Below are 22,341 nucleotides of genomic sequence, written 5' to 3'. Positions count from 1 at the left end.
ACCTGTCTGCGATTTGGCAGGACAAATCCCACTCGATGGCCCAAGATGTGGTCTTGCCGTGCTTCGTGTCACTTTGCAGGCGCATCGACGCTGAGAGTCACCGAGCTCGCCCGGAACACGACGTGCGGCTGCCGCGGATCCGTGCCGACGGCGGCGGGGAAGGCCGCCGCCTCCAGGGCGTCAGAGCTCCCGGAAGCGTTCTGATACCCATGTGACCGATGTGGCGGTTGTCCAGTGTTGGGGTTTCTGAGGGTCCGACTTCCGGTAAAGTCAGCTGTCGCGGCGCTGCGTCGGGGTCGTTCGACTCCCGCGCCGTCTCCTGAGGCAGAGGGCGCCCAGGCGCCCTCACCCTCGCAGGAGGATGTCCCACTGTCTCCCCCCGGACGGAGCGCAGTTCCCGTGTCGATCCATGAGCGGGACCGAGCCTGCCCGCCGGCCTCTCGCGCTCCTGTGGCGCTGCCCCTCCATCGCCCCGGCGGCGGCGACGGCCTGGCCGACCCGCAGGAGGCGGAGAAGTTCCTGCGGCTGTTCCACGCCGAGAACCCCTCGGCCGGCCCGTTCTGGCCCCGCCTGCACCAGGTGCTGGCCGAGATCGACGCCTGGGGCACCTACACCCACACCGCCGACGAACTGGCCTACGGGGCGCGCGTCGCCTGGCGCAACAGCAACCGGTGCATCGGCCGGCTGTACTGGCACTCGCTGCGGGTGCGCGACCGCCGCCACGTCGACACCGCCGAGGGGGTGGCGGTGGAGTCGGTCGCCCACCTGCGCGAGGCGACCAACGAAGGGCGCATCCGCCCCACCATCACCGTCTTCGCCCCCGACCGGCCGGGCCGTCCTGGGCCGCGCATCCTGAACGAGCAGCTCATCCGGTACGCGGGGTACCGCGCGCTGGACGGGAGCATCCTGGCGGGCGACGCGCGCAACGCCGACCTCACCGCCATGGCCCGCCGCCTGGGGTGGTCCGGCGGGCCGGGGACGGACTTCGACGTGCTGCCGCTGGTCATCGAGGCGGGCGGCCGTCCGCCGCTGCTGGCCACCGTCCCCGCGGACGCGATCTTGGAGGTGCCGCTGGTCCACCCGGTGTTCCCCTGGTTCGCCGAGCTCGGGCTCCGCTGGCACGCCGTCCCGGCGATCTCCGGCATGTGCCTGGAGATCGGCGGTGTCTGCTACCCGTGCGCGCCGTTCAACGGCTGGTACATGGGCACCGAGATCGGCGCGCGCAACCTGGCCGACACCGACCGGTACGACATGCTGGAGGTCGTGGCCCGCCGGCTCGGCCTGGACACCTCCAACGAGCGCACGCTCTGGAAGGACCAGGCGCTGGTCGAGCTGAACGTCGCCGTGCTGCACTCCTTCGAGCGGGCGCAGGTGACGATCACCGACCACCACACCGAGTCGCGCCGGTTCATGTCCCACCTCGAGCGTGAGGAGCGCTCGGGACGCATCTGCCCGGCCGACTGGTCGTGGATCGTCCCGCCCCTGTCCGGCTCGCTCACGCCGGTCTTCCACCGCTACTACGACGACGTGCAGCTCTCCCCGGCGTTCGTCCACCATCCCCGCAAGAGCGACTACGAGGGATGACCGGGCCGCCCCGGTCGGGCAGACTGGTGTAGAACGTTGTTCTGTACCGGCCCCGCTGGAGGTTCCATGTCCGATCTGGTGCTGTCGTCCCTGGACGAGGGCGTGCTGACGCTCACCTTCAACCGGCCCGACCGGCTGAACGCGTGGACCGACGCCATGGGCAGGCGCTACTTCGACCTGCTGGAGCAGGCCGAGCGCGACCCCGGGGTACGGGTCGTCGTGGTCACCGGCGCCGGGAAGGGCTTCTGCGCCGGGGCGGACTTCCAGACCCTCGCCGCCGTCCAGGACGGCTCCTACGACGTCGAGCCGGACAAGCGGCCCACCACCCACCCGACGACCATCCGCAAGCCCGTCATCGCGGCCGTGAACGGCGCCTGCGCCGGGCTCGGCATGGTGCACGCGCTGGTGTGCGACCTGGTCTTCACCGCCGCCGAGGCCAAGTGGACCACCGCCTTCGCCCGGCGCGGCCTGATCGCCGAGTACGGCCTGGCGTGGATCCTGCCCCGGCTGATCGGCCAGCCCAGGGCGATGGACCTGCTGCTGTCCGGCCGCACGTTCACCGGCGCCGAGGCCGGCGACCTGGGCCTGGCCAACCGGGTCGTGCCGGGGGAGCGGCTGCTGGAGGAGACCCTGGCCTACGCCCGGGAGCTGGCCGCCCACAGCTCGCCGGCCTCGATGGCCGTGATCAAACGGCAGGTCTGGGGCGACTGGGGGCGGTCCCTCGCGGAGTCGGAGTCCGAGGCCGTGCGCCTGATGCTGGAGTCCTTCACCCGGCCCGACTTCGCCGAGGGCGTCGCGAGTTTCCTGGAGCGCCGCACCCCCGCCTTCCCTCCGCTCGGCGGGTAGAAGGCCCGGAAATTCCCGGGGTCACCGTTCGCCTTCTCGGGCCGCATGGTGTTGAATGGGGATCGGTTGTAGTAGAGGTTCGTTAACGTTTAGCAGCGCCTGCGGAGTTCTTACAGCGGGCGTTCCACCGTGCGAAGCACGTGTTTCAAGGGGCGGTCGGTCGCTGAACAACCCGGGGTGTCACGTTGTGGACCTCGTAGATCGTCTCAGAGGAGATCAGTTTCATGGCTCAGGGAACCGTCAAGTGGTTCAACGCCGAAAAGGGCTTCGGGTTCATCGCTCCCGATGACGGCAGCGCCGACGTCTTCGTGCACTACTCCGCGATCGACGCCGCGGGCTACCGCAGCCTCGAGGAGAACCAGCGTGTGGACTACCAGACGACTCGCGGCCCGAAGGGCCCCCAGGCGGAGCAGGTTCGCCCGCTCTGATCACGCAGCCGCAAGGCTCACGTGACGGCGGCGACGCCGCCGTCATTCGAAGGACGCAAGAAGGGCGGTCCGCTCGACCGCGAACCGCCCGGCGTCCGATTGGAGGTCCTGTGATGGACCTGTCCGTGAACGTCCTGGCCGACGCGGTGGTGTGCCGCGTCAGCGGGGACATCGACATCGCCTGTTCCCCCGAGCTCAAAGAGCGCCTGATCGGCCTGCTCCAGTTGCCGCACCCGCGGCTCATCGTCGACCTTTCCAAGGTCACCTTCATGGACGCCAGCGGGCTCGGCGCCCTGCTGGCCGCCCGGCGGCGCTCGGTGGTGCTGGGCGGCGAACTACGGCTCGCGGAGCCCTCCTCGCCCGTGCGGCGGGTCCTTGAGGCCAGCGGCCTCACCGCACGCTTCCTCGTGGAGACCCGGCCGCGCCGCGGGCGCGGGCCGCAGACCCTTCCCGCCGGCCGCGGGAGCGCCAGAGCGTCCCGTGACCTGACCGGCCCCGCCACCCGCTGACGGCGCCCGCCGGCCTCGTTTCGCACCGGAGGCGTCCGCAGGCCTCACTTCCCGCTTCCCGCTGGGGACGTCCCCTGGTCCCCAGGCCTCACTTCCCGCTTCCCGCTGGGGACGTCCCCTGGTCCCCTCTCGCACTGGGGTTTCCTGGCCCCCTCTCGCACTGGGGGCGTCCGCCGGCCTCGCCGCTCGCTGAGGGCGACCGCTAAGCGAGGCGGTGCGCCCCCGGGGCGAGGCTGGCCGGGAAGAACCGCGGAGCGGCCCAGCCCCGCTCCTGGTAGGCCCTGGTGACCTCCTCGCGCACCTGATCGGCACGGTCGTCGGCGACCAGGGCGATCGCCGACCCGCCGAACCCGCCGCCGGTCATGCGCGCGCCGCGCGCGCCGCCGCGCACGGCCGCCTCGACCGCCACGTCCAGCTCGGGGCAGGACACCTCGTACTGGTCGCGCAGCGACAGGTGCGAGGCGTTGAGCAGGGCGCCGATCTCGCGCACGGCGCCGGCCCGCAGCAACCCGACCAGCGCCTCCACCCGGTGGTCCTCGGTGACGACGTGCTGCACGCGCTTGCGCTCGTCGCCCGAAAGGCGCGACAGGGCGGCGGCCAGGTCGGTGACGTCGCGCAGTGCCTTGACCCCGAGACGGGCGGCGGCGCTCTCGCAGTCGCGGCGGCGGCGGGCGTACTGGCCGTCGGCCAGTTCGTGGTGCACGCCGGTGTCGATGATGAGGATCTGCAGCCCCTCGGAGGCCAGATCGAGCGGGACGGCCCGCGTCGCCAGGCTGCGGCAGTCCATGAACAGGACGTGGCCTTCCTGGCTGAGGGCGGAGGCGGCCTGGTCCATGATGCCGCAGGGCATGCCGACGAAGTCGTTCTCGGCCTTCTGCGACAGCAGCGCGAGGTCGAGCCGGGACAGGCCGAGCCCGTGCAGGTCGTCCAAGGCCATGGCCACCGAGACCTCCAGCGCGGCGCTGGAGGACAGCCCGGCCCCCCGCGGCACGTCGCCGTCGATCACCACGTCGGCGCCGCGCACATCGTGCCCGGCCTGCCGCAGCGCCCAGAAGACGCCGACGACGTACCGCGCCCACCCCTCGGCCTGCCCGAACTCGGTGATCACCAGCGGCTCGGGCGCCTGGGTCTCGTCGCCGCCTGAAGCCTGAAGGGAGAGCAGCCGGATGGTGTCGTCATCGCGGAGGGCGACGGCGGCGGTGACGCCCCAGGGCACCGCGAACGGCAGCACGAACCCGTCGTTGTAGTCGGTGTGCTCGCCGATCAGATTGACCCGCCCCGGGGCGTGCCAGACACGCTCGGGCTCGCGGCCGTAGGCCGCGCGGAAGGCATCGACAGCACGCATGACGCGCATCTCCTCAGGTTTCGAAGGGCCGTCGGTAGCCTACCGACCCCCTCTCACCGCTCGTCGCGTGCCAAGCTGGGCCTGTGGACGACGACGCCGGGCGGGGTGAGGGGGCGCCGCGGACGCCGAGCCCGATCGCGGAGCTCCGCGACGACCGGCTCGGCGGCGTGCGCCTGTTCCTCAAGCGGGACGACCTGCTCGACCCCGAGCTGCCCGGCAACAAATGGCGCAAGCTCAAGTACAACCTGGCCGAGGCCGCCCGCCTGCGGCACGGCACGCTGCTGACCTTCGGCGGGGCCTACTCCAACCACATCCGGGCCACCGCCGCGGCCGGCCGCCGGTTCGGGTTCGCGACCATCGGGGTGATCCGCGGCGAGGAGCACCTGCCGCTCAACCCGACCCTGGCCGGCGCCGCCGCCCGCGGGATGCGGCTGACCTACCTCGACCGCACCGCCTACCGCGCCAAGCACACCCCTGAGACCATCGCCCGGCTGCGCGCCGAGTGGGGCGAGTTCTACCTGCTCCCCGAGGGCGGCAGCAACGCCCTCGCCGCCCGGGGCTGCGCCGAGCTGCCCGCCGAGATCGACGCCCAGCTCGCCGCCGCCGGGGGGTTCGACGCGGTGTGCTGCGCGTGCGGCACGGGCGGGACGCTGGCCGGCATCGCCGGTGGGCTGCCGCCGGGGCGCCGGGCCGTCGGCTTCCCGGTGCTGAAGGGCGGGGAGTACCTGGCCGGGGAGGTGGAGCGGCTGCAGCGCGAGGCGTTCGGCGCGCCCACGTCGAACTGGAGCCTCGAATGCGGCTTCCACTTCGGCGGGTACGCCAGGCGCACCCCCGAGCTCGACGCGTTCGCCGGGGACTTCCACGAGCGGCACGGCCTGCGGCTCGACCGCGTCTACATCGCCAAGATGATGTACGGGATCTTCGCCCTGACGGCCCGGGGGGCCTTCGCCCCGGGTGCCCGCGTCGTCGCCGTGGTCACCGGCGGAGCGGGCCCTGCGTGATCTTCCGCTGACAGGGCGCTCCGACCGAACTTGCAAGCCGTTGTAAGAGGGTGCAAGTTGCTGACGTTCCAATTGGGACGCATGTCGTTGAGCGACCAGGCGAACGCAAGCGACTTGCAGGATTTCGACCTATGATTGCGCCGTGACACGGCGACTTGCGGAAGTGGCGAAGAAGGTCGGCGTCAGCGAGGCCACGGTCAGCCGGGTACTCAACGGCAAGCCGGGGGTGGCCGAAGCGACCCGCGCGGCGGTGCTGACCGCGCTCGACGTGCTCGGGTACGAGCGGCCGACGCAGTTGCGCGGTGAGCGGGCCCGCTTGGTGGGCCTGGTGCTGCCCGAGCTGGGCAACCCGATCTTTCCCGCGCTGGCCGAGGTGGTCGGCGGCGCGCTCGCCCAGCAGGGCTTCACCCCCGTGCTGTGCACCCGGACGGCGGGCGGGCTGTCGGAGGCCGACTACGTCGAGATGCTGCTGGAGCAGCAGGTCTCCGGCGTGGTGTTCGCGGGCGGCCACTACGCCGAGGCCGACGCGCCCCACGAGCACTACCACCGGCTGCTGGAGCTGCGGCTGCCCGTCGTGCTGGTCAACGCGGCCACCGACAGCCTGGACTTCCCGCGCGTCTCCACCGATGACGCCGTCGCCGTCGAGCAGGCCTACGGCCACCTGGCCTCGCTCGGGCACGAGCGCATCGGCCTGGTGCTCGGTCCCGAGGACCACATTCCCTCCCGGCGCAAGCTGGAGGCGTTCACCGCCTCGGCGCGCAAGGCCGGGTTCGAGGCCGGCCTCGACACGGTGGAGCACACCCTGTTCTCCCCCGAGGGAGGCCAGGCGGTGGTCACCCGGCTGCTCAAGCGAGGGGTCACCGGCCTGATCTGCGCCAGCGACCCGCTGGCCCTGGGCGCCATCCGAGCCGTCCGGCGGGTCGGCATGTCGGTGCCCGAGGACGTCTCGGTCGTCGGCTTCGACGACTCGGCGTTCATGAACTGCACCAATCCGCCGCTGACGACGGTCCGCCAGCCGATCGAGGCCATGGGCAGGACCGCCGTCACCCTGCTGGTCAGCCAGATCGAAGGCGCGACGGTCACCGCCGAGGAGCTGCTGTACGAGCCCGAGCTGGTCGTGCGGGGCTCCACGGGGCCGGTCAAGGTTCGTTCCGGCGCCTTCGTGGAGTAAGGTCCCGGATTCGGGCCCCTCGTGCCGTTCCGCGGACGGGGAGGCGCCACCCCGGAGCACGCGGGAACCCTCGGCGGACCCGGCTGGGAGCCACGGAAGGAAAGGCAGGTCGGTCATGTCGCCCGATCGTCGGATTCTGTTCGTCCACGCCCATCCCGACGACGAGTCGATCGGCACCGGCGCCACGATGGCCAAGTACGCGGCCGAGGGCGCCCACGTCTGCCTGGTCACCTGCACGCTCGGCGAGGAGGGCGAGGTGATCCCGGCCGAGCTGCGCCACCTCGCCGCCGACCGCGACGACCGTCTCGGCGAGCACCGGGTGGGCGAGCTCGCCCGAGCCTGCACGGCGCTCGGAGTGCGCGACCACCGCTTCCTCGGCGGCGCGGGCCGCTGGCGCGACTCGGGCATGATGGGCGCCCCCACCAACGACGACCCGGCCTGCTTCTGGCAGGCCGACGTGGACCTGGCCGCGGCCGAGCTGGTCGGCATCGTCCGCGAGGTGCGGCCGCAGGTGATCGTGACCTACGACGCCGACGGCTTCTACGGCCACCCCGACCACATCCAGGCCCACCGGGTGGCGTGGCGGGCCTTCGAGAAGGCCGCCGACCCCTGCTTCGGCGAGGGCGAGCCGTGGACGCCGTCGCGGTTCTACGCCACCGCGACGCCGCTCTCGGTGCTGGAGCAGGCGGTGGACGCCGGGCCGTTCGAACGGCTGAAGGCGGTGGAGGACTTCGGGTTCGGCGTTCCCGACGAGCAGGTGACCACGCGGGTGGACGCGGTCGCCCACCTCCCGGCCAAGACCGCGGCGCTGCGCGCCCACCGCACGCAGATCAGCGTGGACGGCGGCTACTTCGCGCTGTCCAACGGCGTCGGGCAGCCGGTGTCGGCCGTGGAGCACTACACCCGCCTCGCCGGCGAGCCGGGCCCCACCGGAGACGACGGCCACGAGACCGGCCTGTTCGCCTGACCCCCTGACCGGGGACATTGACCGACGGACAGTGGGTCAGGGGGCGGTTCGGGGGTGGGTGGCGGGCCAGTTCTGGAGGAGGAAGTGCAGGGCGGTGATGGCCCGGTCCCAGGAGGCGTCGACGTCGCGCACGTGGGTGAACCCGCCGTTGGCCTCCAGGGTGATGTACCCGTGGAAGGTGCTGCGCAGCAGGCGGCCCGCGTCGGTCAGGTCGGGCTCTGACAGCCGGTACGCGCGCAGGATGGCGTAGGTCAGCTCCACGTTGCGGGCGAAGGCCGCCGAACCGGCCAGGACGGCGGGGTCGATGGAGACCTGTGTCGCGGCGTAGCGTCCGGGATGGGCCAGAGCGTACTGACGGTAGGCGTTGGCGAAGGCGGCCAAAGCGTCCTGCCCGGCCCGCCCCGCGACCGCCGCGGCGATGCGGTCGACCATCTCGCCCGCGGCCAGCAGCGCGACCCGCTCCCGCAGGTCCTTGAGGTTCTTGACGTGCGAATACAGGCTCGCGTCCTTGACGCCGAAGCTCCGCGCGAGCGCGGAGACCGACATGTTGTCGAAGCCGACGGCGTCCGCCAGGTCGGCCGCCGCCCGCGTCACGCGCTCTGCCGTCAGTCCGGCACGCGCCATCCGCCACCTCACTCTCCTAGACCCTCTAGGTAGTTGCCTAATCTACCAAGGGAATGTAGCGTTCCCCGCCATGACAACCATGAAGCATGGCGGAGCGGCCGACGAACGATTTGGAGCGGTCGCCGACGCCTTCTTCCGCAACTTCGCCGGCCACGGCGAACTCGGCGCGGCGGTCACCGTCTTCGCCGGAGGGCGCAAGGTCGTCGAGCTGTGGGGCGGCGTCGCCGACGAGCGCGACGGCCGGCCCTGGGAGCGGGAGACGATCGTCCCGGTGTTCTCCTGTACCAAGGGCGTGGTCGCCCTCTGCGCCCACCTGCTGGCGCAGGAGGGGCGGCTGGACCTCGACGCCCCGGTGAGCCGGCACTGGCCGGAGTTCGCCCGCGGCGGCAAGGAGTCCATCACGCCGCGCATGGTGCTCGGGCACCGCGCCGGGCTGCCCGTCCTCGATCGCGTGCTGAGCTTCGAGGAGATCCTCGCCTGGACACCGGTGATCCACGCCATCGAGGAGCAGCGGCCGCTGTGGGAGCCGGGCACCGCGCACGAGTACCACGGCCACGTCTTCGGGTTCCTGATCGGCGAGCTGATCCGGCGGATCACCGGGCTCACCCCCGGCGCGTACTTCCGCAAGGCCGTCGGTGACGAACTCGGCCTGCGGGCGTGGATCGGCCTGCCCCGGGAGGAACTGCCCGCGATCGCCCGGCTCGCCGAGGCCGAGGGCAGGCCGGCGATGCCCGGCCCGGAGTCGCTGCCGGTGCGCATCGTGACGATGAACGGGGCGATCCCCTTCCCCGGCCTCGAGCAGCCGCACGGGTGGAACGACCCCGCGCTGCTGGCCGCCGAGATCCCCGGGGCCGGGGCCGTCGCGTCGGCGAGCGGCCTGGCCGGCGTGTACGCCGCCGCCGCGACCGGACTGGACGGCTCGCCCCGGCTGCTCACGCGCGACACCCTCACCGGCGCCCTGCGCGAGCAGGCGGCCGGAGCGTCCTGGTCGGGGTTCCCCGACGTCGGAGCCCGGTGGGGGTCGGGATTCCTGCTCGACGCGCCGCGGTTTCGCCCCATGCTGGGCCCGCGCAGCTTCGGCAACGACGGCGCGGGCGGCCAGTTCTCCTTCGGGGACGACGAGGACGGGGTCGGGTTCGCCTACGTCGCCAACCGGATGATCGGCCACGGCGACGCGCGGGCGCGCGGGCTCGTCTCCGCGCTGCGCGACTGCCTGGCCGGCGGCTGAGCCCGGGGCCCGCCGCCGGCCAGGACCTACCCGCCGGCCAGGCAAGGCCGACCCGCCGGCCGGGGCTACCCGGCGGTCTCGGCCGGCCGCAGCCAGACGGCGGTGTCGGAGGGCAGCACCTCGCCGTCCAGCGGGCCGCTGGCCAGCAGGACGCTCTCGTGCGCGGGCAGCGGCACCGGCCCGGCGTTCAGGTTGACGACGCAGGCCAGCCCGGACTCCCGGGCGAAGGCCAGCACGCCCTCCGGCGCCTCCAGCCAGCGCAGCGCGCCGTCGCCGAGTTCGGCCCGCCGGATGTGCAGGGCCGTGCGGTACAGGCACAGCATGGAGCCGGGGTCGGCGTTCTGCGCCTCGGCCGTCAGGTCCTTCCACGCGGCCGGCTGCGGCAGCCACGGCTCGCCGGTGCTGTAGCCGAACGGGGGCGTGGCGCCCGACCACGGCAGCGGCACCCGGCAGCCGTCCCGGCCGGGGACGGTGTTCTTGGAGCGGGTCCACATCGGGTCCTGGCGGAGCTCGGCGGGGATGTCCTCCACCTCCGGCAGGCCCAGCTCCTCGCCCTGGTAGACGTACACGCCGCCCGGCAGCGCCATGGCGAGCAGCGCCGCGGCCCTGGCCCTGCGCTCGCCGAGCGCCAGGTCCGAGGCCATGCCGTCCCTGCGGTCGGCGTGGCTGAAGGAGGTGATCGCCCTGCCGTACTTGGTCACCGGCCGGGGCACGTCGTGGTTGGACAGCACCCAGGTCGGCGGGGCGCCGATCGTCGCGTGCGTGGCCAGCGTCAGGTCGATCGACGCGCGCAGCTCCGCCGCCTCCCACGAGCGGGCCATGAAGTCGAAGTTGAAGGCGGTGTGCATCTCGTCGGGACGCAGGTAGAGGGCGAACCGCTCCTGGTCGGGCAGCCACACCTCGCCGATCAGGATGCGCTCGCCGTACTCGTCGGCGATCCTGCGCCAGCCCCGGTACACCTCGTGCACGGCGTCGTGGTCGGTGTAGGACTCCTCGACGCTGTCGAAGTCCTTGAACAGCACGGCGGCCGAGTCGATGCGGATGCCGTCCACCCCGCGGTCGAACCAGAACCGCAGGATGTCGTGGAACTCCTCCACCACCTCGGGGTTGGTCCAGTTGAAGTCGGGCTGCTCGGGGGCGAACAGATGGAGGTACCACTGCCCGTCCGGCACCCGGGTCCACGCGGGACCGCCGAAGATCGACCGCCAGTCGTTCGGGGGCAGCTCGCCCCGGCCCTCGGCGAACCAGAAGCGCGCCCGCTCTGGGGACCCCGGCCCGGCGGCGAGCGCCTGGCGGAACCACTCCTGCTGGTCGGAGCCGTGGTTGGGCACGATGTCGATGATCGTCCTGATGCCCAGCGCGTGCGCCTCCTGGATGAACTTCTCCGCCTCCGGCAGGGTGCCGAACGAGGGGTCGATGTCGCGGTAGTCCGCCACGTCGTAGCCGCCGTCGGCCATGGGGGAGGGGTACCAGGGGTTGAGCCAGATCGCGTCGACACCGAGCTCCGCGAGGTAGGGAAGGCGGGACCGCAGGCCGGCCAGGTCCCCGACGCCGTCGCCGTTGCCGTCGGCGAAGCTTCGCAGGTAGACCTGGTAGATCGCGGCTCCCCGCCACCACGTTTCGGACATGCTGGAGTCTCTCCTTACAGATTCGGTGTGCGGCCGGCGCGGTCCGCGGTGACGGAGGGCGCCGGTCGCGGCGGGTACGGCCCGGGCGGTGGGTGCTCTGGGCGCGGCAGGGGGCGCGGCCGGATGGGGCGCGCGCCGGGTCATCCCTTGAGGCTTCCGGCGGTGAGTCCGGCCATGATGCTGCGCTGGAAGACGAAGAAGATCACGATGGCCGGGATGCTGGCGATGACCAGGGCCGCCATGAGCACGTTCTGCGGCATCTGCGCCGACAGCGAGGAGATGCCCACGCTGATCGACATCTTGTCGCTGTCGGGCAGCACGAGCAGCGGCCAGACGAAGTCCTTCCAGACGCTGACCACCGACAGGATCGACACCACGCCGATGATCGGCCGCGACACCGGCAGCACGATCGACCACAGGATGCGGGCCGGGCCCGCGCCGTCGATCTCGGCGGCCTCGAGCAGCTCCCGCGGGATGGAGTCGAAGAAGCGTTTGAGCAGGAAGATGAAGAAGCCGTTGGCGGCCGCGGGCAGCCAGATCGCCCACGGGGTGTTCAGCAGGTTGAGGCCGAGGATCGGCAGGTCCTTCACCGTCAGGTAGGCCGGCAGCAGGATCACCATCGGCGGGATCATCAGCGTGGCGAGCATCCCGGCCAGCACGAGTTTGCCGAGCACGGGCCGCAGCTTGGACAGGGCGTAGGCGGCGGTGACGTCGATCGCCAGGGTGAACAGCCAGGCCCCCGCCGCGTAGATCACCGTGTTGCGCAGGAACGTGCCGAGGTCGAGCTGGTCCCACGCTTCGGCGTACACGCCGAAGTCCAGGGAGTGCGGGAAGAACGACGGCGGGATCTGGGCGAGCTCGTCGGGCGACTTCAGCGCCCCGGTGACCATCCAGTACAACGGGAACACGAAGATCGCGGTGAAGGCGACGACCACCGTGACCAGCACGATCCAGTAGATGATCTTCCCGTGGGTCGTGCCGAGGGTCTGGGGGGACACCAGGCCCCGGAACTGGCGGGCCGCCTCCTTCTTTTTCTTCCTGCGCCCGCGCGACGGCGGGGACGCCGTGACGGCGCCACCGTCCGGCGCGGGAGGCGGGACGGGGCGCGGCGGGCGCACCTCGCCGCCCGAACGCACTGTGCTGCTCGGCATCGTCGCCACCTCCTAGATCTGGTTGTCCCGCGAGACGCGCAGGTAGATGGCCGAGAACACCATCAGCACGATCATGAGCATGAGTCCCAGCGCGCCGCCGCCGCCGAAGTTGCCGAAGCTGAAGGCGTACTGGTACATCAGGTAGGCGATCGTGACCGTCGCGTTCTCCGGGCCGCCGCCGGTCAGCAGGTACGGCTCGATGAACACCTGCATGGTGGCGACGATCTGCAGCAGCAGCATCACCAGCAGGATCAGCTTGGTCTGCGGGATGGTGACGTGCCACACCCGCTTGAACAGGCCCGCGCCGTCCAGCTCGGCCGCCTCGTACAGCTCGCCCGGGATGCTCTGCAGCGCCGCCAGGTAGATCAGCGTGCCGGTGCCGAGGTTCATCCACGTCGAGACGAGCACCAGCGAGAGCAGCGCGGTGCTGGTGGAGTCCAGCCAGCTCAGCCCGGGCAGGTGCGCCAGAGCCAGGATCTGGTTGAACAGGCCGGGGCCCGGGTCGTAGAACCACTTGAACAGCAGCACCGCGACGGCCGGCGGGAGCATCACCGGCAGGTAGACCACGAACCTGAGGTAGGCCTTGGCGTGCCGCAGCTCGTTCAGCACGATCGCCGCCACGAACGGGACGGCGTACCCGACGACCAGCGCGAGCCCGGTGAAGGCGGCCGTGTTGAGCCAGGCCGGCACGAACGCCGAGTCCTCGGTCACGGTGCGGAAGTTGTCCAGGCCGACCCAGTCGGGCGGCCCGACGAAGTTCGTCTTCTGGAAGCTGAGCAGGATCTCCCGCACCATCGGGTACCAGGAGAAGAACGCGAAGCAGATCAGCGCCCCGCAGAGGAACCCGTACGCCGTCAGGTTGCGGCGGACGCCTCGCCGCACCGCCCCCGGAGGGCGGCGCCGTGATCCTGCCACGGCCGTCGTGGTCATCTGTACTCCCGATCGCGATAGTGCGTGGGCGGGGCGCCGGCCGGTGGGCCGGCGCCCCGGCGGGCCAAGGTCAGCTCGACTTGGCCAGGATGTTGTTGACCTTCTTCTCCGCGTCGGACAGAAGCTGGTCAACGTTGGCGTCCTGCCTGGTCAGCACCGCCGACATCGCCGTGTCCAGCACCGCGTAGATCTCCTGGGCCTTCGGCGGCTCCAGCTTGAACTGGACCGCGGAGTTGGCGTCGATGTAGGGCTGGAAGTGCTCGACGGGGATCGTCGCGAACTGCTTGCGCAGCTCCAGGATCTTCTTACCGGGCTCGGTGTCGCCGAACAGGTCGATGTCGGGGAGTCCGACCGGCAGCCCGTCGGCCTTGGCGCGCTCGAAGTTGAACTGGCCCTGGCCGGGGGTCAGGAACTTGTACTCCAGCCACTGGAGACCGGCCTTGATCTGGTCGGGGGTGGCCTTGGGGTTGAACATGTAGCCGTCGCCGCCGCTGAGGGAGGTGGTGGCCTCCGGCATGCCCGCCACGCCGTAGTCGTCGAACTTGCCCTTGAAGGTGTTGTTGACCTCCTTGACCACGTCCGGGGCGCCGATCATCATGCCCAGCTTGCCGCTGCCCATCATGCGCATGAGGTCCTCCCAGCGCAGCAGCTGCTTGGTGCCCATGCTGTCGTCGGTCCAGCGCATCTGCTTGAGGTTCTCCAGCACCGCCTTGCCCTGCGGGCTGTTGAAGGCGGCCTTCTTGCCGTCGGGGGTGACGACGTCGCCGCCGCGGCCGTAGATGGAGGAGGTGAAGTGCCAGCCGCCGGTGTTGCCCGCGCTGTACTCGCCGTACCCGACGTAGCCGGGCCCGAGCGCCGCGATCTTCTTGGCCGCGGCCTGCACGTCGGTCCAGGTCTTGGGCGGCTGGTCGGGGTCCAGCCCGGCCTGGGTGAACAGCTTGCGGTTGTAGACCAGGCCCGTCGAGTAGTTGACCCTCGGGAGACCGAAGATCTTCTCGCCGCTCTTGAAGACGCTGATGACGTCGGGGCGGATGTTCTTCAGCGCGGGGACGCTGTCGAGGTAGGGCGTGATGTCCGCGGCCTGACCGGCGGCGATGATCTTCTGGACGTCGGTGTAGTAGACGTAGAAGAGGTCCTCCATCTCCCCGCCGGCCAGCTTGGCCTGGAAGGTCTCGGGGACGATGCACGGGAAGGCGTCCTTGCCCTCCACCGTGATGTTCGGGTGCAGCTTCTGGAACGCCGCGACGTCCGCGTCCCACTGGGCCGCTTCCTTCGGGTTGTTCTTCGGGGGCTTGCAGCCGACCGTGATCGTCACGGGGGCGTTGGCGGCCGCTGAGCCCTGCGACGACTTCGCGTCAGGGGTTGTGCCGGCGTCGCTGCCGCATCCGGCGGCGGCGAGCGCGATCCCTGCGCTCAGCAGGATCGCGAGGTTGCGGGGTTTCATGGATGTTCCCTCCTGGACTGCCCCCGACTACGAGGCCCAAGTTCTGGTACAGCTTCGTGAACCGGTTGGGAGCAACATATAGAGGCGGACATATCCCAGCAAGAGTCATACGAGCCCGATGCAAAAAAGTGACAGTGCTGCCTCCGGCAACACTCTTGTCACCTTGACGTCACACGCGTTCGGTGCGTGGACGTGGAGGTGGACGCCGAGGACGGGCGCGCCGGGTCGGCGGGTCAGTCGCGCGTCTTGGCGGGGCCGGTGGAGCCGCGCACGACCAGCTCGGGCTCGAACAGCAGCTCCTCGGCGGTCACCGAGCCGCCGTCGATCTGGTTGACCAGCAGCGTGACCGCCGTCCTGCCGATGGCCTCGATGGGCTGGCGCACGGTGGTCAGCGGCGGGTTGGTGCAGTTCATGAAGGCCGAGTCGTCGTAGCCGACCACGGAGACGTCCTCGGGCACGGACATGCCGAGCCGGCGCACCGCGCGCAGCACGCCGAGCGCGAGCACGTCGCTGGCGCAGATGATGCCGGTGATGCCGTTCTTGACCAGCCGGGTCGCCACGGCCTGGCCGCCCTCCAGGGAGAACAGGCTGTGCTCTATGGTGTCGCGGCCCGCCTCCAGCCCGGCCCGGCGCGCCTCGGCCTGGAACGCGGCGAGCTTCCTGCGCGAGGGGACGTGGTCGCGCGGCCCGAGGACCATGCCGATGCGCGTGTGCCCGAGCGAGGTCAGGTGGCCGAAAGCCTGCTCCACCGCGACCACGTCGTCGGTCGCCAGGCACGGGAGGCTCAGCTCGCCGATCGCCGCGTTGACCAGCACGGCCGGCAGGCGGCGGTCGAGCAGGCGCAGGTAGTGCTCGTGCGGCGCGTCGGCTTCCATGTAGTGCCCGCCGGCGAAGACCATGCCGGAGACCTGCTGCTCCAGCAGCATCTCGACGTAGTCGGCCTCCGACAGCCCGCCCGCCGTCCGGGTGCACAACACGGGCGTGAAGCCGCGCTGGGCGAGCGCGCCGCCGACCACCTCGGCCAGCGCGGGAAAGATCGGGTTGCCCAGCTCGGGCAGCACCAGGCCCACCAAGCGGGCCCGTTCACCGCGCAACTGCGTCGGCCGTTCGTACCCGAGCACGTCGAGCGCGGTCAGCACCGCGGCCCGGGTGGTGTCGGAGACGCCGGGCTTGCCGTTGAGCACGCGGCTCACCGTCGCCTCGCTCACCCCCACCTTGCGGGCGACCTCGGCGAGGCGGCGCGTCGTCGCGCGGGAGGCCGCGCCGCCGGCCGTGCGCGACCCCGCGCCGTCGGACCGCCGCGCCGTCGCGGCGCCGCCCGGACGAGCGGCGGCGCCGTCGAGCGGGACGGGCTTTCCCCCGTCGGTGGGGCGGGCGGCGGGGCCGCCCTTCGGACGGGATGCCGCATTGTCGCTTGTCACGGTCGCAAATATACGGCAGTCGCCTGCAAACGGTTTGCGGCGGGTGGGGGAAGAGCGTCCCGGAGGGTCCCGGGTGTCCTTCCTGGGGCCCGCTCTCCCGGCGAATGCCGTGACACAGTCGTAACATTGCAGGCTTTAGTCAGAACATTGCGGTTATCTGTCTGTCATCTTATGGTGTGGGCAGTTCCGCCGGGCAAGCGACGGTCCGCGCGTCCCTGACCGCGAAACGTCCCGGCTCTTCGCTTCCGCAGAAGGGTCCGCCGATGAAGAAAACGGGCAGGCTGCGCGCCTGGACGATCGCCACCACCGTGGCACTGGCGGCGGGGACGTTGTCGGTCCCGCTGTTGTCACCCGGTGCCGTGGCCGCCACGGCGGTGGACACCCCCTGGGACTTCGCCGGGCGCGGCGCCACCGTTCCTTTCACCGAGTTCGAGGCCGAGGACTCCGCGCACGCCGCCACCAACGGCCAGGTGATCGGGCCCGACCGGGTCTACACCCACCTGCCGTCCGAGGCGTCGGGCCGCCGCGCCGTGACCCTCGACGCCTCCGGCGAGTACGTGGAGTTCACCCTCACCAAGCCCGCCAACGCGATGGTGGTGCGCTACAGCGTCCCGGACAACGCGGCCGGGACCGGGCAGGACACCACGGCCGACGTGCGGGTCAACGGCGCCCATCTGAAGGACCTGCCGCTCACCTCCCGGTACGGCTGGTACTACGGCGGCTACCCCTTCGGCAACAACCCCGGCGCGGGCAACCCGCACCACTTCTACGACGAGGCCCGCACCAGGTTCGGCTCGACGCTCGCCGCCGGGACCAAGGTGCGCGTCCAGCACACCGGCGGCATCCCGATCACCGTGGACCTGGCCGACTTCGAGGCCGTCCCGGCGGCCATCGGCCGCCCGGCGGGGTCGCTGTCGGTCGACGACTTCGGCGCCGCGCGCAACTCGGCGACCGACTCCACCGCCGCCTTCCAGGCCGCCGTGGACGCGGGCAAGGCCCAGGGCAAGGTGGTCTACATCCCCGAGGGGACCTACACCCTGTGGGACCACGTGGTCGTCGACGGCGTCACCCTGGCCGGGGCCGGGCCCTGGTACAGCGTGCTGACCGGCAGGCATCCCACGCAGCGCAACCGCGCGGTGGGCGTCTACGGCAAGTACGTCGCCGGAGGGGGGTACACCGGCCCGGTGCGCGCGCACGAGGCCGGCGGGCCCAGCCGCGACGTCACGCTGCGGGACTTCGCCATCATCGGCGAGATCACCGAACGCGTCGACGACGACCAGGTCAACGCCCTCGGAGGCGCCATGACCAACTCGGTCGTGGACAACGTGTGGATGCAGCACACCAAGGTCGGCGCCTGGATGGACGGCCCGATGGACGGCTTCACCATCAGGAACAGCCGCATCCTCGACCAGACCGCCGACGGGGTGAACTTCCACACCGGGGTCACGAACTCGACGGTGACCAACACCTTCGTCCGCAACACCGGCGACGACGGGCTCGCGATGTGGCCGGACCGGGTGGCCAACGTGAACGACAGCTTCACCCACAACACCGTGGTCGCGCCGGTGCTCGCCAACAACATCGTCACCTACGGCGGGCGGGACATCAAGATCACAGACAACGTGGTGACCGACACCGTGACCAACGGCGGCGGCATCCACGTCGCCAACCGCTACCCGGGGGTCAACTCCGGGTCGGGCACGGCGGTGGCGGGCACGCACACCGTGGCGCGCAACACCCTGCTGCGGGCGGGCAACTCCGACTACAACTGGAACTTCGGCGTCGGCGCCATCTGGTTCGACGCGCTCAACGAACCGGTCAACGCGACGATCAACGTCACCGACACCGACATCCTCGACAGCTCGTACGCGGCGATCCACTTCATCGAGGGCAGCACGCAGACCGTCAACTTCTCGGGCGTCCGGGTGGACGGCACGGGCACCTACATGATCCAGGCGCAGGCGGCGGCCAGGACGACGTTCACCAACGTCAGCGCCGCGCACATCGGGGCCGGGGTCAGCGTCCACAACTGCGTCGGCAGCGGCTTCTCCATCACCCAGGGCGGCGGCAACACCGGGTGGAGCCCCACCTCGACGTTCTGCGGCGGCTGGCCGGCCCCGAACTACATCTACCCGGGCGGCGGTGGCAACACCACGCCCAGCCCGACCCCGACCGGCCCCACCCCGACGCCCACTCCCACCCCGACCCCGACGCCCACCCCGACGCCGACGCCGACTCCGTGCGCGCCCGGCACCGGCGACCTGGCGCGGGGCAAGGCGGTCACCGCCACCGGGCAGGTGCAGAACTACGCCCCCGCCAACACCGTCGACGGCAACGCCGACACCTACTGGGAGAGCCCGGGCAACGCCTGGCCGCAGTCCATCACCGTCGACCTGTGCGCGGTCGCCTCGGTCAACCGCGTGACGCTCAAGCTGCCCCCGGCGGCGGCCTGGGCCGCCCGCACACAGACGGTCGCGGTGCAGGGCTCGGCGGACGGCGGCGCCTTCACCACCCTGTCGGCGGCGGCGGGCCGCGCGTTCGACCCGGCGTCGGGCAACACGGCGACGGTGTCCTTCACCCCGGCGAACCTCCGGTACCTCCGGCTGACCTTCACCGGCAACACCGGCTGGCCGGCGGCCCAGCTGTCCTCCTTCGAGGTGTACGGCGGGCCCGCCGCCACCCCGACTCCGACCCCGACACCCACTCCCACCCCGACCCCGCCGGCGGGCAACCTCGCCCGGGGGAAGGCCACCAGCGAGAGCGGGCACGCGGACGTGTACGGCTCGGCCAACGTGGTGGACGGCAACACCGGCACCTACTGGGAGAGCGTGAACAACGCCTGGCCGCAGTCGGTCACCGTCGACCTCGGCGCCGCCTACAGCGTCGGCAGGGTCGTGCTGAAGCTGCCCCCGTCGGCGTCCTGGGCGACCCGCAGCCAGACCGTGGCGGTGCTCGGCTCCACCGACGGGTCCACGTACGGCACCCTGGCCGGCGCGGCCGCCTACACCTTCAACCCGGCCACCGGCAACACCGTGACGATCACCTTCCCGGCCGCCGGCCGGCGCCACCTGCGGCTGACCTTCACCGGGAACACCGGCTGGCCGGCCGGGCAACTGTCGGAGTTCGAGGTCTACTCCTCCTAGGAGCGGAACCCGGTACGGGGGGCGCCCCCGAGCGGCGCCCCCCGCGCCGGCCCGAGACCGGGGCCTCGGTGGCAGGGGGACGCACCTGCCACCGAGGCCCCCACCATCCGGCGACGGCTCCCGATGATCAGCCGGAGGTCTTCTCTCGGCGCCCGGCCCGTCAGAGGGCCGGGACGATCGCCGGCCGCCCGGCGGGCCCGGTGACCGTGCTCCGCCCGGACGGGGACGCGACTCCTTTCGAAAGTTACGGAGCATCACCGAAAGGGACAAGCCCATGGTTCGGGGAGCGGGCTGGAGCCGATAGGACACAACCCGGCCGTGCATGGGAACGCACAGGTCGGAAAGGGTGACAGGTCAGGACCCCGCACGTGACCGTCCGGCCCGCGGGTGAAAGTTTCGGGGTCGGCCAGGGAGTCGAACGGTCAGGCGGGCTGGTCCTCGACGTGGAAGGAGATGCCGCCCTGGTCGTCGATGTTGGCGTCCAGGGCCTTGTCGTCGAGCACGGTGGCGGCCACCGGGTCGAGGTAGACCTTGGCCCCTTCGCTCTCGACGACCTTGTCGGAGCTCTCGGGCCCGTCGGCGACCGACAGCATCAGCGAGCCGGCGTCCTCGCCCTGCGAGGAGATGCGGATGCCCTTGTCGGTCGCCTCGCCCGACTGGGTGTTGAGGTCACGGATCACCTTGGCGGCGGTCTCTGTCAGCGTGAGCATTGGGCCTCCTCGAGAGGGCCGAGTTGGGTTACCCGCCCCATGCCCGATTTGCGTGATATGAACCGTATGGTCGATTCCTTGGGTCGAATCCTTGTCGCGCGAACCGATGGCCAAGCGGTGCGACAGCGGTCATAGTGGAGCGGCGGGCGGCGGTCGCCGGAGCCCGCGATCACTGGGGGAGGGGTCCGGTTCCCGCCTGCGCCACGGGGGTGAGCGCGCCACGGGGGCGCTCCCGTCCGCGTTCACAACGGGAGCGGTCATGGTCGTCGTCGGCACGTGGAACCTGGAGAACCTCTACCGGCCCGGCGGGGAGTTCGGCCCCCGCGACGAGGCCGCGTACAAGGCGAAGATCGCGGCGCTGGCCGCCACCCTCGGCGGCATCGCCCCCGACGTGCTCGGCGTCCAGGAGGTCGGCGACCCCGCGGCGCTGGCCGACCTGGCGGAGGCGCTCGGCGGCGAATGGCACACCGTCCTGTCCCAGCACCCGGACGTCCGCGGCATCCGCGTCGGCGTGCTCAGCCGCCTCCCGCTCACCGTCGTGGAGGACGTCGCCGCGTTCACCTCGCCGCTGGCCGCCGTGCAGAGCGCCGACACCGGGCCCGCGACCGCCCAGACCAGCCGCGGCATGCTCGCCGTGCGGGTCGAGCCGGGCCCGGGGACGAGGCTCGCCGTCGCGGTCTGCCACCTGAAGTCCAAGCTGCTGAGCTTCCCCGGCGGCCGGTTCGCGGCCCGCGACGAGGGCGAGCGCGCCCGGTACGGCGCCTACGCCCTGTACCGGCGGGCCGCCGAGGCCACCACCCTGCGCGGCCTGGCCGACCGGCTCGTCGGCGGCCACGGGCAGGACCGGCCGGTGGTCGTCCTCGGCGACTTCAACGACGAGCCGCAGGCGGCCACCACGCAGATCGTCCTCGGCCCGCCCGGGTCCGAGCTCGGCACGGCCGGGGCGCTGCGCCCGGACAAGGGCGACGCCTGGCGGCTGTGGAACCTCGCGACGCTGATCCCCGAGGCCGAGCGCTTCTCCCGCGTCCACAACGGCCGCGGAGAGCTCATCGACCACATCCTGGCCAGCCGGGCCCTCATCGAACGGGTCGCCGAGATCCGATCCGTGGTCGGCCACGGCCTGCCCTCGGTCACCGAGGACCCCACCCGACGCCGCGACGCCGCCGACTCCGACCACGCCCCCATCGTCGCCCACTTCGACCTCTGATCGGCGGGCCGCGGCGGTGGCCACGGTGCCGCTGTAGGCTCCGTGGTTCATGAAGGTGCTGATCTCCGTCGACATGGAGGGCATCTCGGGGGTCGTGCATCCCGCCGAGACCAACCCGGACCGCTACGACTACGAGCGCGGCAGGGCCCTGATGACCGCCGAGGCGAACGCCGTGATCGCCGGAGTCCTGGACGCCGAACCCGACGCCGTGGTGTGGGTCGCCGACGCTCACGGGCCGTTCCGCAACATCGATCCCGAGAAACTCGACCGGCGGGCCCGCCTGGTCCGCGGCAAGCCGCGTCCGCAGGGCATGCTTGGCGCGCTCGACGACCACACCGACGCCGCCCTGTTCATCGGCTACCACGCCCGCGCCGGTGGTGGCCCGGCCGTACTGGCGCACACCATGAGCGGCGACATCCTCGACGTGCGCGTGAACGGGCGGTCCATGGGGGAGATCGGGCTCAACGCCGCCATGGCCGGGCATCTGGGCGTGCCCGTCGTGATGCTCAGCGGCGACGACACCGCCTGCGCCGAGCTCGGCGAGCTGGTCCCCTCGGCCGTCACCGTCGCGGTCAAACAGGCTCTCGGCCAGGCCGCCGCCATCGCCCTGCACCCCGGGGAGGCCCGGGAGCGGCTGCGGCGGGCCGCCGCCGAGGCGATCACCGGGCGTGCGCGGGTCACGCCCCTGAGCATCGCCGGACCGATCGACGTCGAGGTCGACCTCTACAGCCCGATCACGGTCGACCTGGCGACGCTCGTGCCGGGCGTCTCCCGCGCCGCGGGCGGCCGTACGGTGACCTTCACCGCCGCGGACTTCGCCGGCGCCTACCGGCTGGTCCTGTTGCTCGTGCAGCTCGCCACCATCAAGCCCGCCTAGTACTCCAGTGACCTTTTGAGATCAGCGTTGGGATCTCCGCTGGTAGTGGGATCGTCTGGCTTGATGCTGGTGTCGACGGCGCCACCGTGACCAGCGCAGGATCTCCTGGATCTGCCGGTGCGGCGTC

The 22,341-nt window shown here is 71.6% G+C and carries 19 protein-coding genes; 11 read left to right on the top strand and 8 right to left on the bottom strand.

Annotated features, from left to right (window positions below; genetic code table 11):
• Window positions 1-450 precede the first annotated feature (450 nt).
• The 4 genes from ACFQSB_RS00095 to ACFQSB_RS00080 all read left to right on the top strand — a co-directional run bounded on the left by ACFQSB_RS00095 (window position 451) and on the right by ACFQSB_RS00080 (window position 3,367).
• A complete protein-coding gene (locus tag ACFQSB_RS00095) occupies window positions 451-1,584 on the top strand; it encodes a nitric oxide synthase oxygenase (RefSeq protein ID WP_380823620.1) in 1,134 nt (377 codons plus the stop codon).
• A gap of 66 nt (window positions 1,585-1,650) precedes the next feature.
• Complete coding sequence (locus ACFQSB_RS00090; protein ID WP_380823619.1) at window positions 1,651-2,430, top strand: enoyl-CoA hydratase; 780 nt, start codon at window positions 1,651-1,653, stop codon at window positions 2,428-2,430.
• A 224-nt stretch (window positions 2,431-2,654) separates the two neighbouring features.
• Window positions 2,655-2,858: a cold-shock protein gene (locus ACFQSB_RS00085; RefSeq protein WP_354834246.1), complete on the top strand. Its 204-nt coding sequence runs from the start codon at window positions 2,655-2,657 to the stop codon at window positions 2,856-2,858.
• A gap of 113 nt (window positions 2,859-2,971) precedes the next feature.
• Window positions 2,972-3,367 (top strand): STAS domain-containing protein, encoded by a 396-nt coding sequence (locus tag ACFQSB_RS00080; RefSeq protein WP_380823618.1) that lies wholly within the window; start codon window positions 2,972-2,974, stop codon window positions 3,365-3,367.
• A gap of 202 nt (window positions 3,368-3,569) precedes the next feature.
• Here ACFQSB_RS00080 and galK read toward each other — a convergent pair whose 3' ends face one another.
• Window positions 3,570-4,712, bottom strand: coding sequence for a galactokinase (galK, locus tag ACFQSB_RS00075; RefSeq protein WP_380823617.1), 1,143 nt, complete (start codon window positions 4,710-4,712; stop codon window positions 3,570-3,572).
• A gap of 83 nt (window positions 4,713-4,795) precedes the next feature.
• On the opposite strand from galK, the gene ACFQSB_RS00070 reads away from it, so the two are divergent.
• The 3 genes from ACFQSB_RS00070 to mshB all read left to right on the top strand — a co-directional run bounded on the left by ACFQSB_RS00070 (window position 4,796) and on the right by mshB (window position 7,851).
• Window positions 4,796-5,713 carry a 1-aminocyclopropane-1-carboxylate deaminase/D-cysteine desulfhydrase gene (locus ACFQSB_RS00070; protein ID WP_380823616.1) on the top strand — a complete coding sequence of 306 codons (918 nt, stop codon included), beginning with the start codon at window positions 4,796-4,798 and terminating at the stop codon, window positions 5,711-5,713.
• A gap of 142 nt (window positions 5,714-5,855) precedes the next feature.
• Window positions 5,856-6,884, top strand: coding sequence for a LacI family DNA-binding transcriptional regulator (locus ACFQSB_RS00065; protein ID WP_354834234.1), 1,029 nt, complete (start codon window positions 5,856-5,858; stop codon window positions 6,882-6,884).
• A gap of 115 nt (window positions 6,885-6,999) precedes the next feature.
• Entirely contained in the window at window positions 7,000-7,851 is an 852-nt protein-coding gene (gene mshB / locus ACFQSB_RS00060) for an N-acetyl-1-D-myo-inositol-2-amino-2-deoxy-alpha-D-glucopyranoside deacetylase (protein ID WP_380823615.1), read from the top strand.
• Between the two features lie 36 nt (window positions 7,852-7,887).
• On the opposite strand, the gene ACFQSB_RS00055 is transcribed toward mshB, so the two are convergent.
• Window positions 7,888-8,475: a TetR/AcrR family transcriptional regulator gene (locus ACFQSB_RS00055; protein ID WP_380823614.1), complete on the bottom strand. Its 588-nt coding sequence runs from the start codon at window positions 8,473-8,475 to the stop codon at window positions 7,888-7,890.
• Between the two features lie 70 nt (window positions 8,476-8,545).
• Between ACFQSB_RS00055 and ACFQSB_RS00050 the strand changes: the two genes are divergently transcribed.
• Window positions 8,546-9,703: a serine hydrolase domain-containing protein gene (locus ACFQSB_RS00050; RefSeq protein WP_380823613.1), complete on the top strand. Its 1,158-nt coding sequence runs from the start codon at window positions 8,546-8,548 to the stop codon at window positions 9,701-9,703.
• A gap of 65 nt (window positions 9,704-9,768) precedes the next feature.
• Here the strand turns inward: ACFQSB_RS00050 and ACFQSB_RS00045 are convergent, their stop codons facing one another.
• From ACFQSB_RS00045 to ACFQSB_RS00025, 5 genes are all read right to left on the bottom strand, one after another.
• Window positions 9,769-11,331 (bottom strand): glycoside hydrolase family 13 protein, encoded by a 1,563-nt coding sequence (locus ACFQSB_RS00045; protein WP_380823612.1) that lies wholly within the window; start codon window positions 11,329-11,331, stop codon window positions 9,769-9,771.
• Between the two features lie 140 nt (window positions 11,332-11,471).
• Entirely contained in the window at window positions 11,472-12,482 is a 1,011-nt protein-coding gene (locus ACFQSB_RS00040) for a carbohydrate ABC transporter permease (protein WP_380823611.1), read from the bottom strand.
• A 12-nt stretch (window positions 12,483-12,494) separates the two neighbouring features.
• A complete protein-coding gene (locus ACFQSB_RS00035; RefSeq protein WP_354834216.1) occupies window positions 12,495-13,412 on the bottom strand; it encodes a carbohydrate ABC transporter permease in 918 nt (305 codons plus the stop codon).
• Window positions 13,413-13,482: 70 nt separating this feature from the next.
• Window positions 13,483-14,856: an ABC transporter substrate-binding protein gene (locus ACFQSB_RS00030; protein ID WP_354920413.1), complete on the bottom strand. Its 1,374-nt coding sequence runs from the start codon at window positions 14,854-14,856 to the stop codon at window positions 13,483-13,485.
• Between the two features lie 233 nt (window positions 14,857-15,089).
• A complete protein-coding gene (locus ACFQSB_RS00025; RefSeq protein WP_380823610.1) occupies window positions 15,090-16,277 on the bottom strand; it encodes a LacI family DNA-binding transcriptional regulator in 1,188 nt (395 codons plus the stop codon).
• A gap of 263 nt (window positions 16,278-16,540) precedes the next feature.
• On the opposite strand from ACFQSB_RS00025, the gene ACFQSB_RS00020 reads away from it, so the two are divergent.
• Window positions 16,541-19,420: a galactose-binding domain-containing protein gene (locus tag ACFQSB_RS00020; RefSeq protein WP_380823609.1), complete on the top strand. Its 2,880-nt coding sequence runs from the start codon at window positions 16,541-16,543 to the stop codon at window positions 19,418-19,420.
• A gap of 422 nt (window positions 19,421-19,842) precedes the next feature.
• Here ACFQSB_RS00020 and ACFQSB_RS00015 read toward each other — a convergent pair whose 3' ends face one another.
• Complete coding sequence (locus ACFQSB_RS00015) at window positions 19,843-20,130, bottom strand: Fe-S cluster assembly protein HesB (protein WP_354834204.1); 288 nt, start codon at window positions 20,128-20,130, stop codon at window positions 19,843-19,845.
• A 259-nt stretch (window positions 20,131-20,389) separates the two neighbouring features.
• Between ACFQSB_RS00015 and ACFQSB_RS00010 the strand changes: the two genes are divergently transcribed.
• Window positions 20,390-21,337: an endonuclease/exonuclease/phosphatase family protein gene (locus ACFQSB_RS00010; protein ID WP_380823608.1), complete on the top strand. Its 948-nt coding sequence runs from the start codon at window positions 20,390-20,392 to the stop codon at window positions 21,335-21,337.
• A gap of 49 nt (window positions 21,338-21,386) precedes the next feature.
• A complete protein-coding gene (locus ACFQSB_RS00005; RefSeq protein WP_380823607.1) occupies window positions 21,387-22,214 on the top strand; it encodes a M55 family metallopeptidase in 828 nt (275 codons plus the stop codon).
• Window positions 22,215-22,341 lie beyond the last annotated feature (127 nt).

Source organism: Sphaerisporangium rhizosphaerae, assembly GCF_042665155.1.
Classification (GTDB): Bacteria; Actinomycetota; Actinomycetes; order Streptosporangiales; family Streptosporangiaceae; genus Sphaerisporangium; species Sphaerisporangium rhizosphaerae.
Note: the sequence above shows the minus strand (reverse complement) of the source record. Positions and strands in the feature narration are given on the sequence as shown.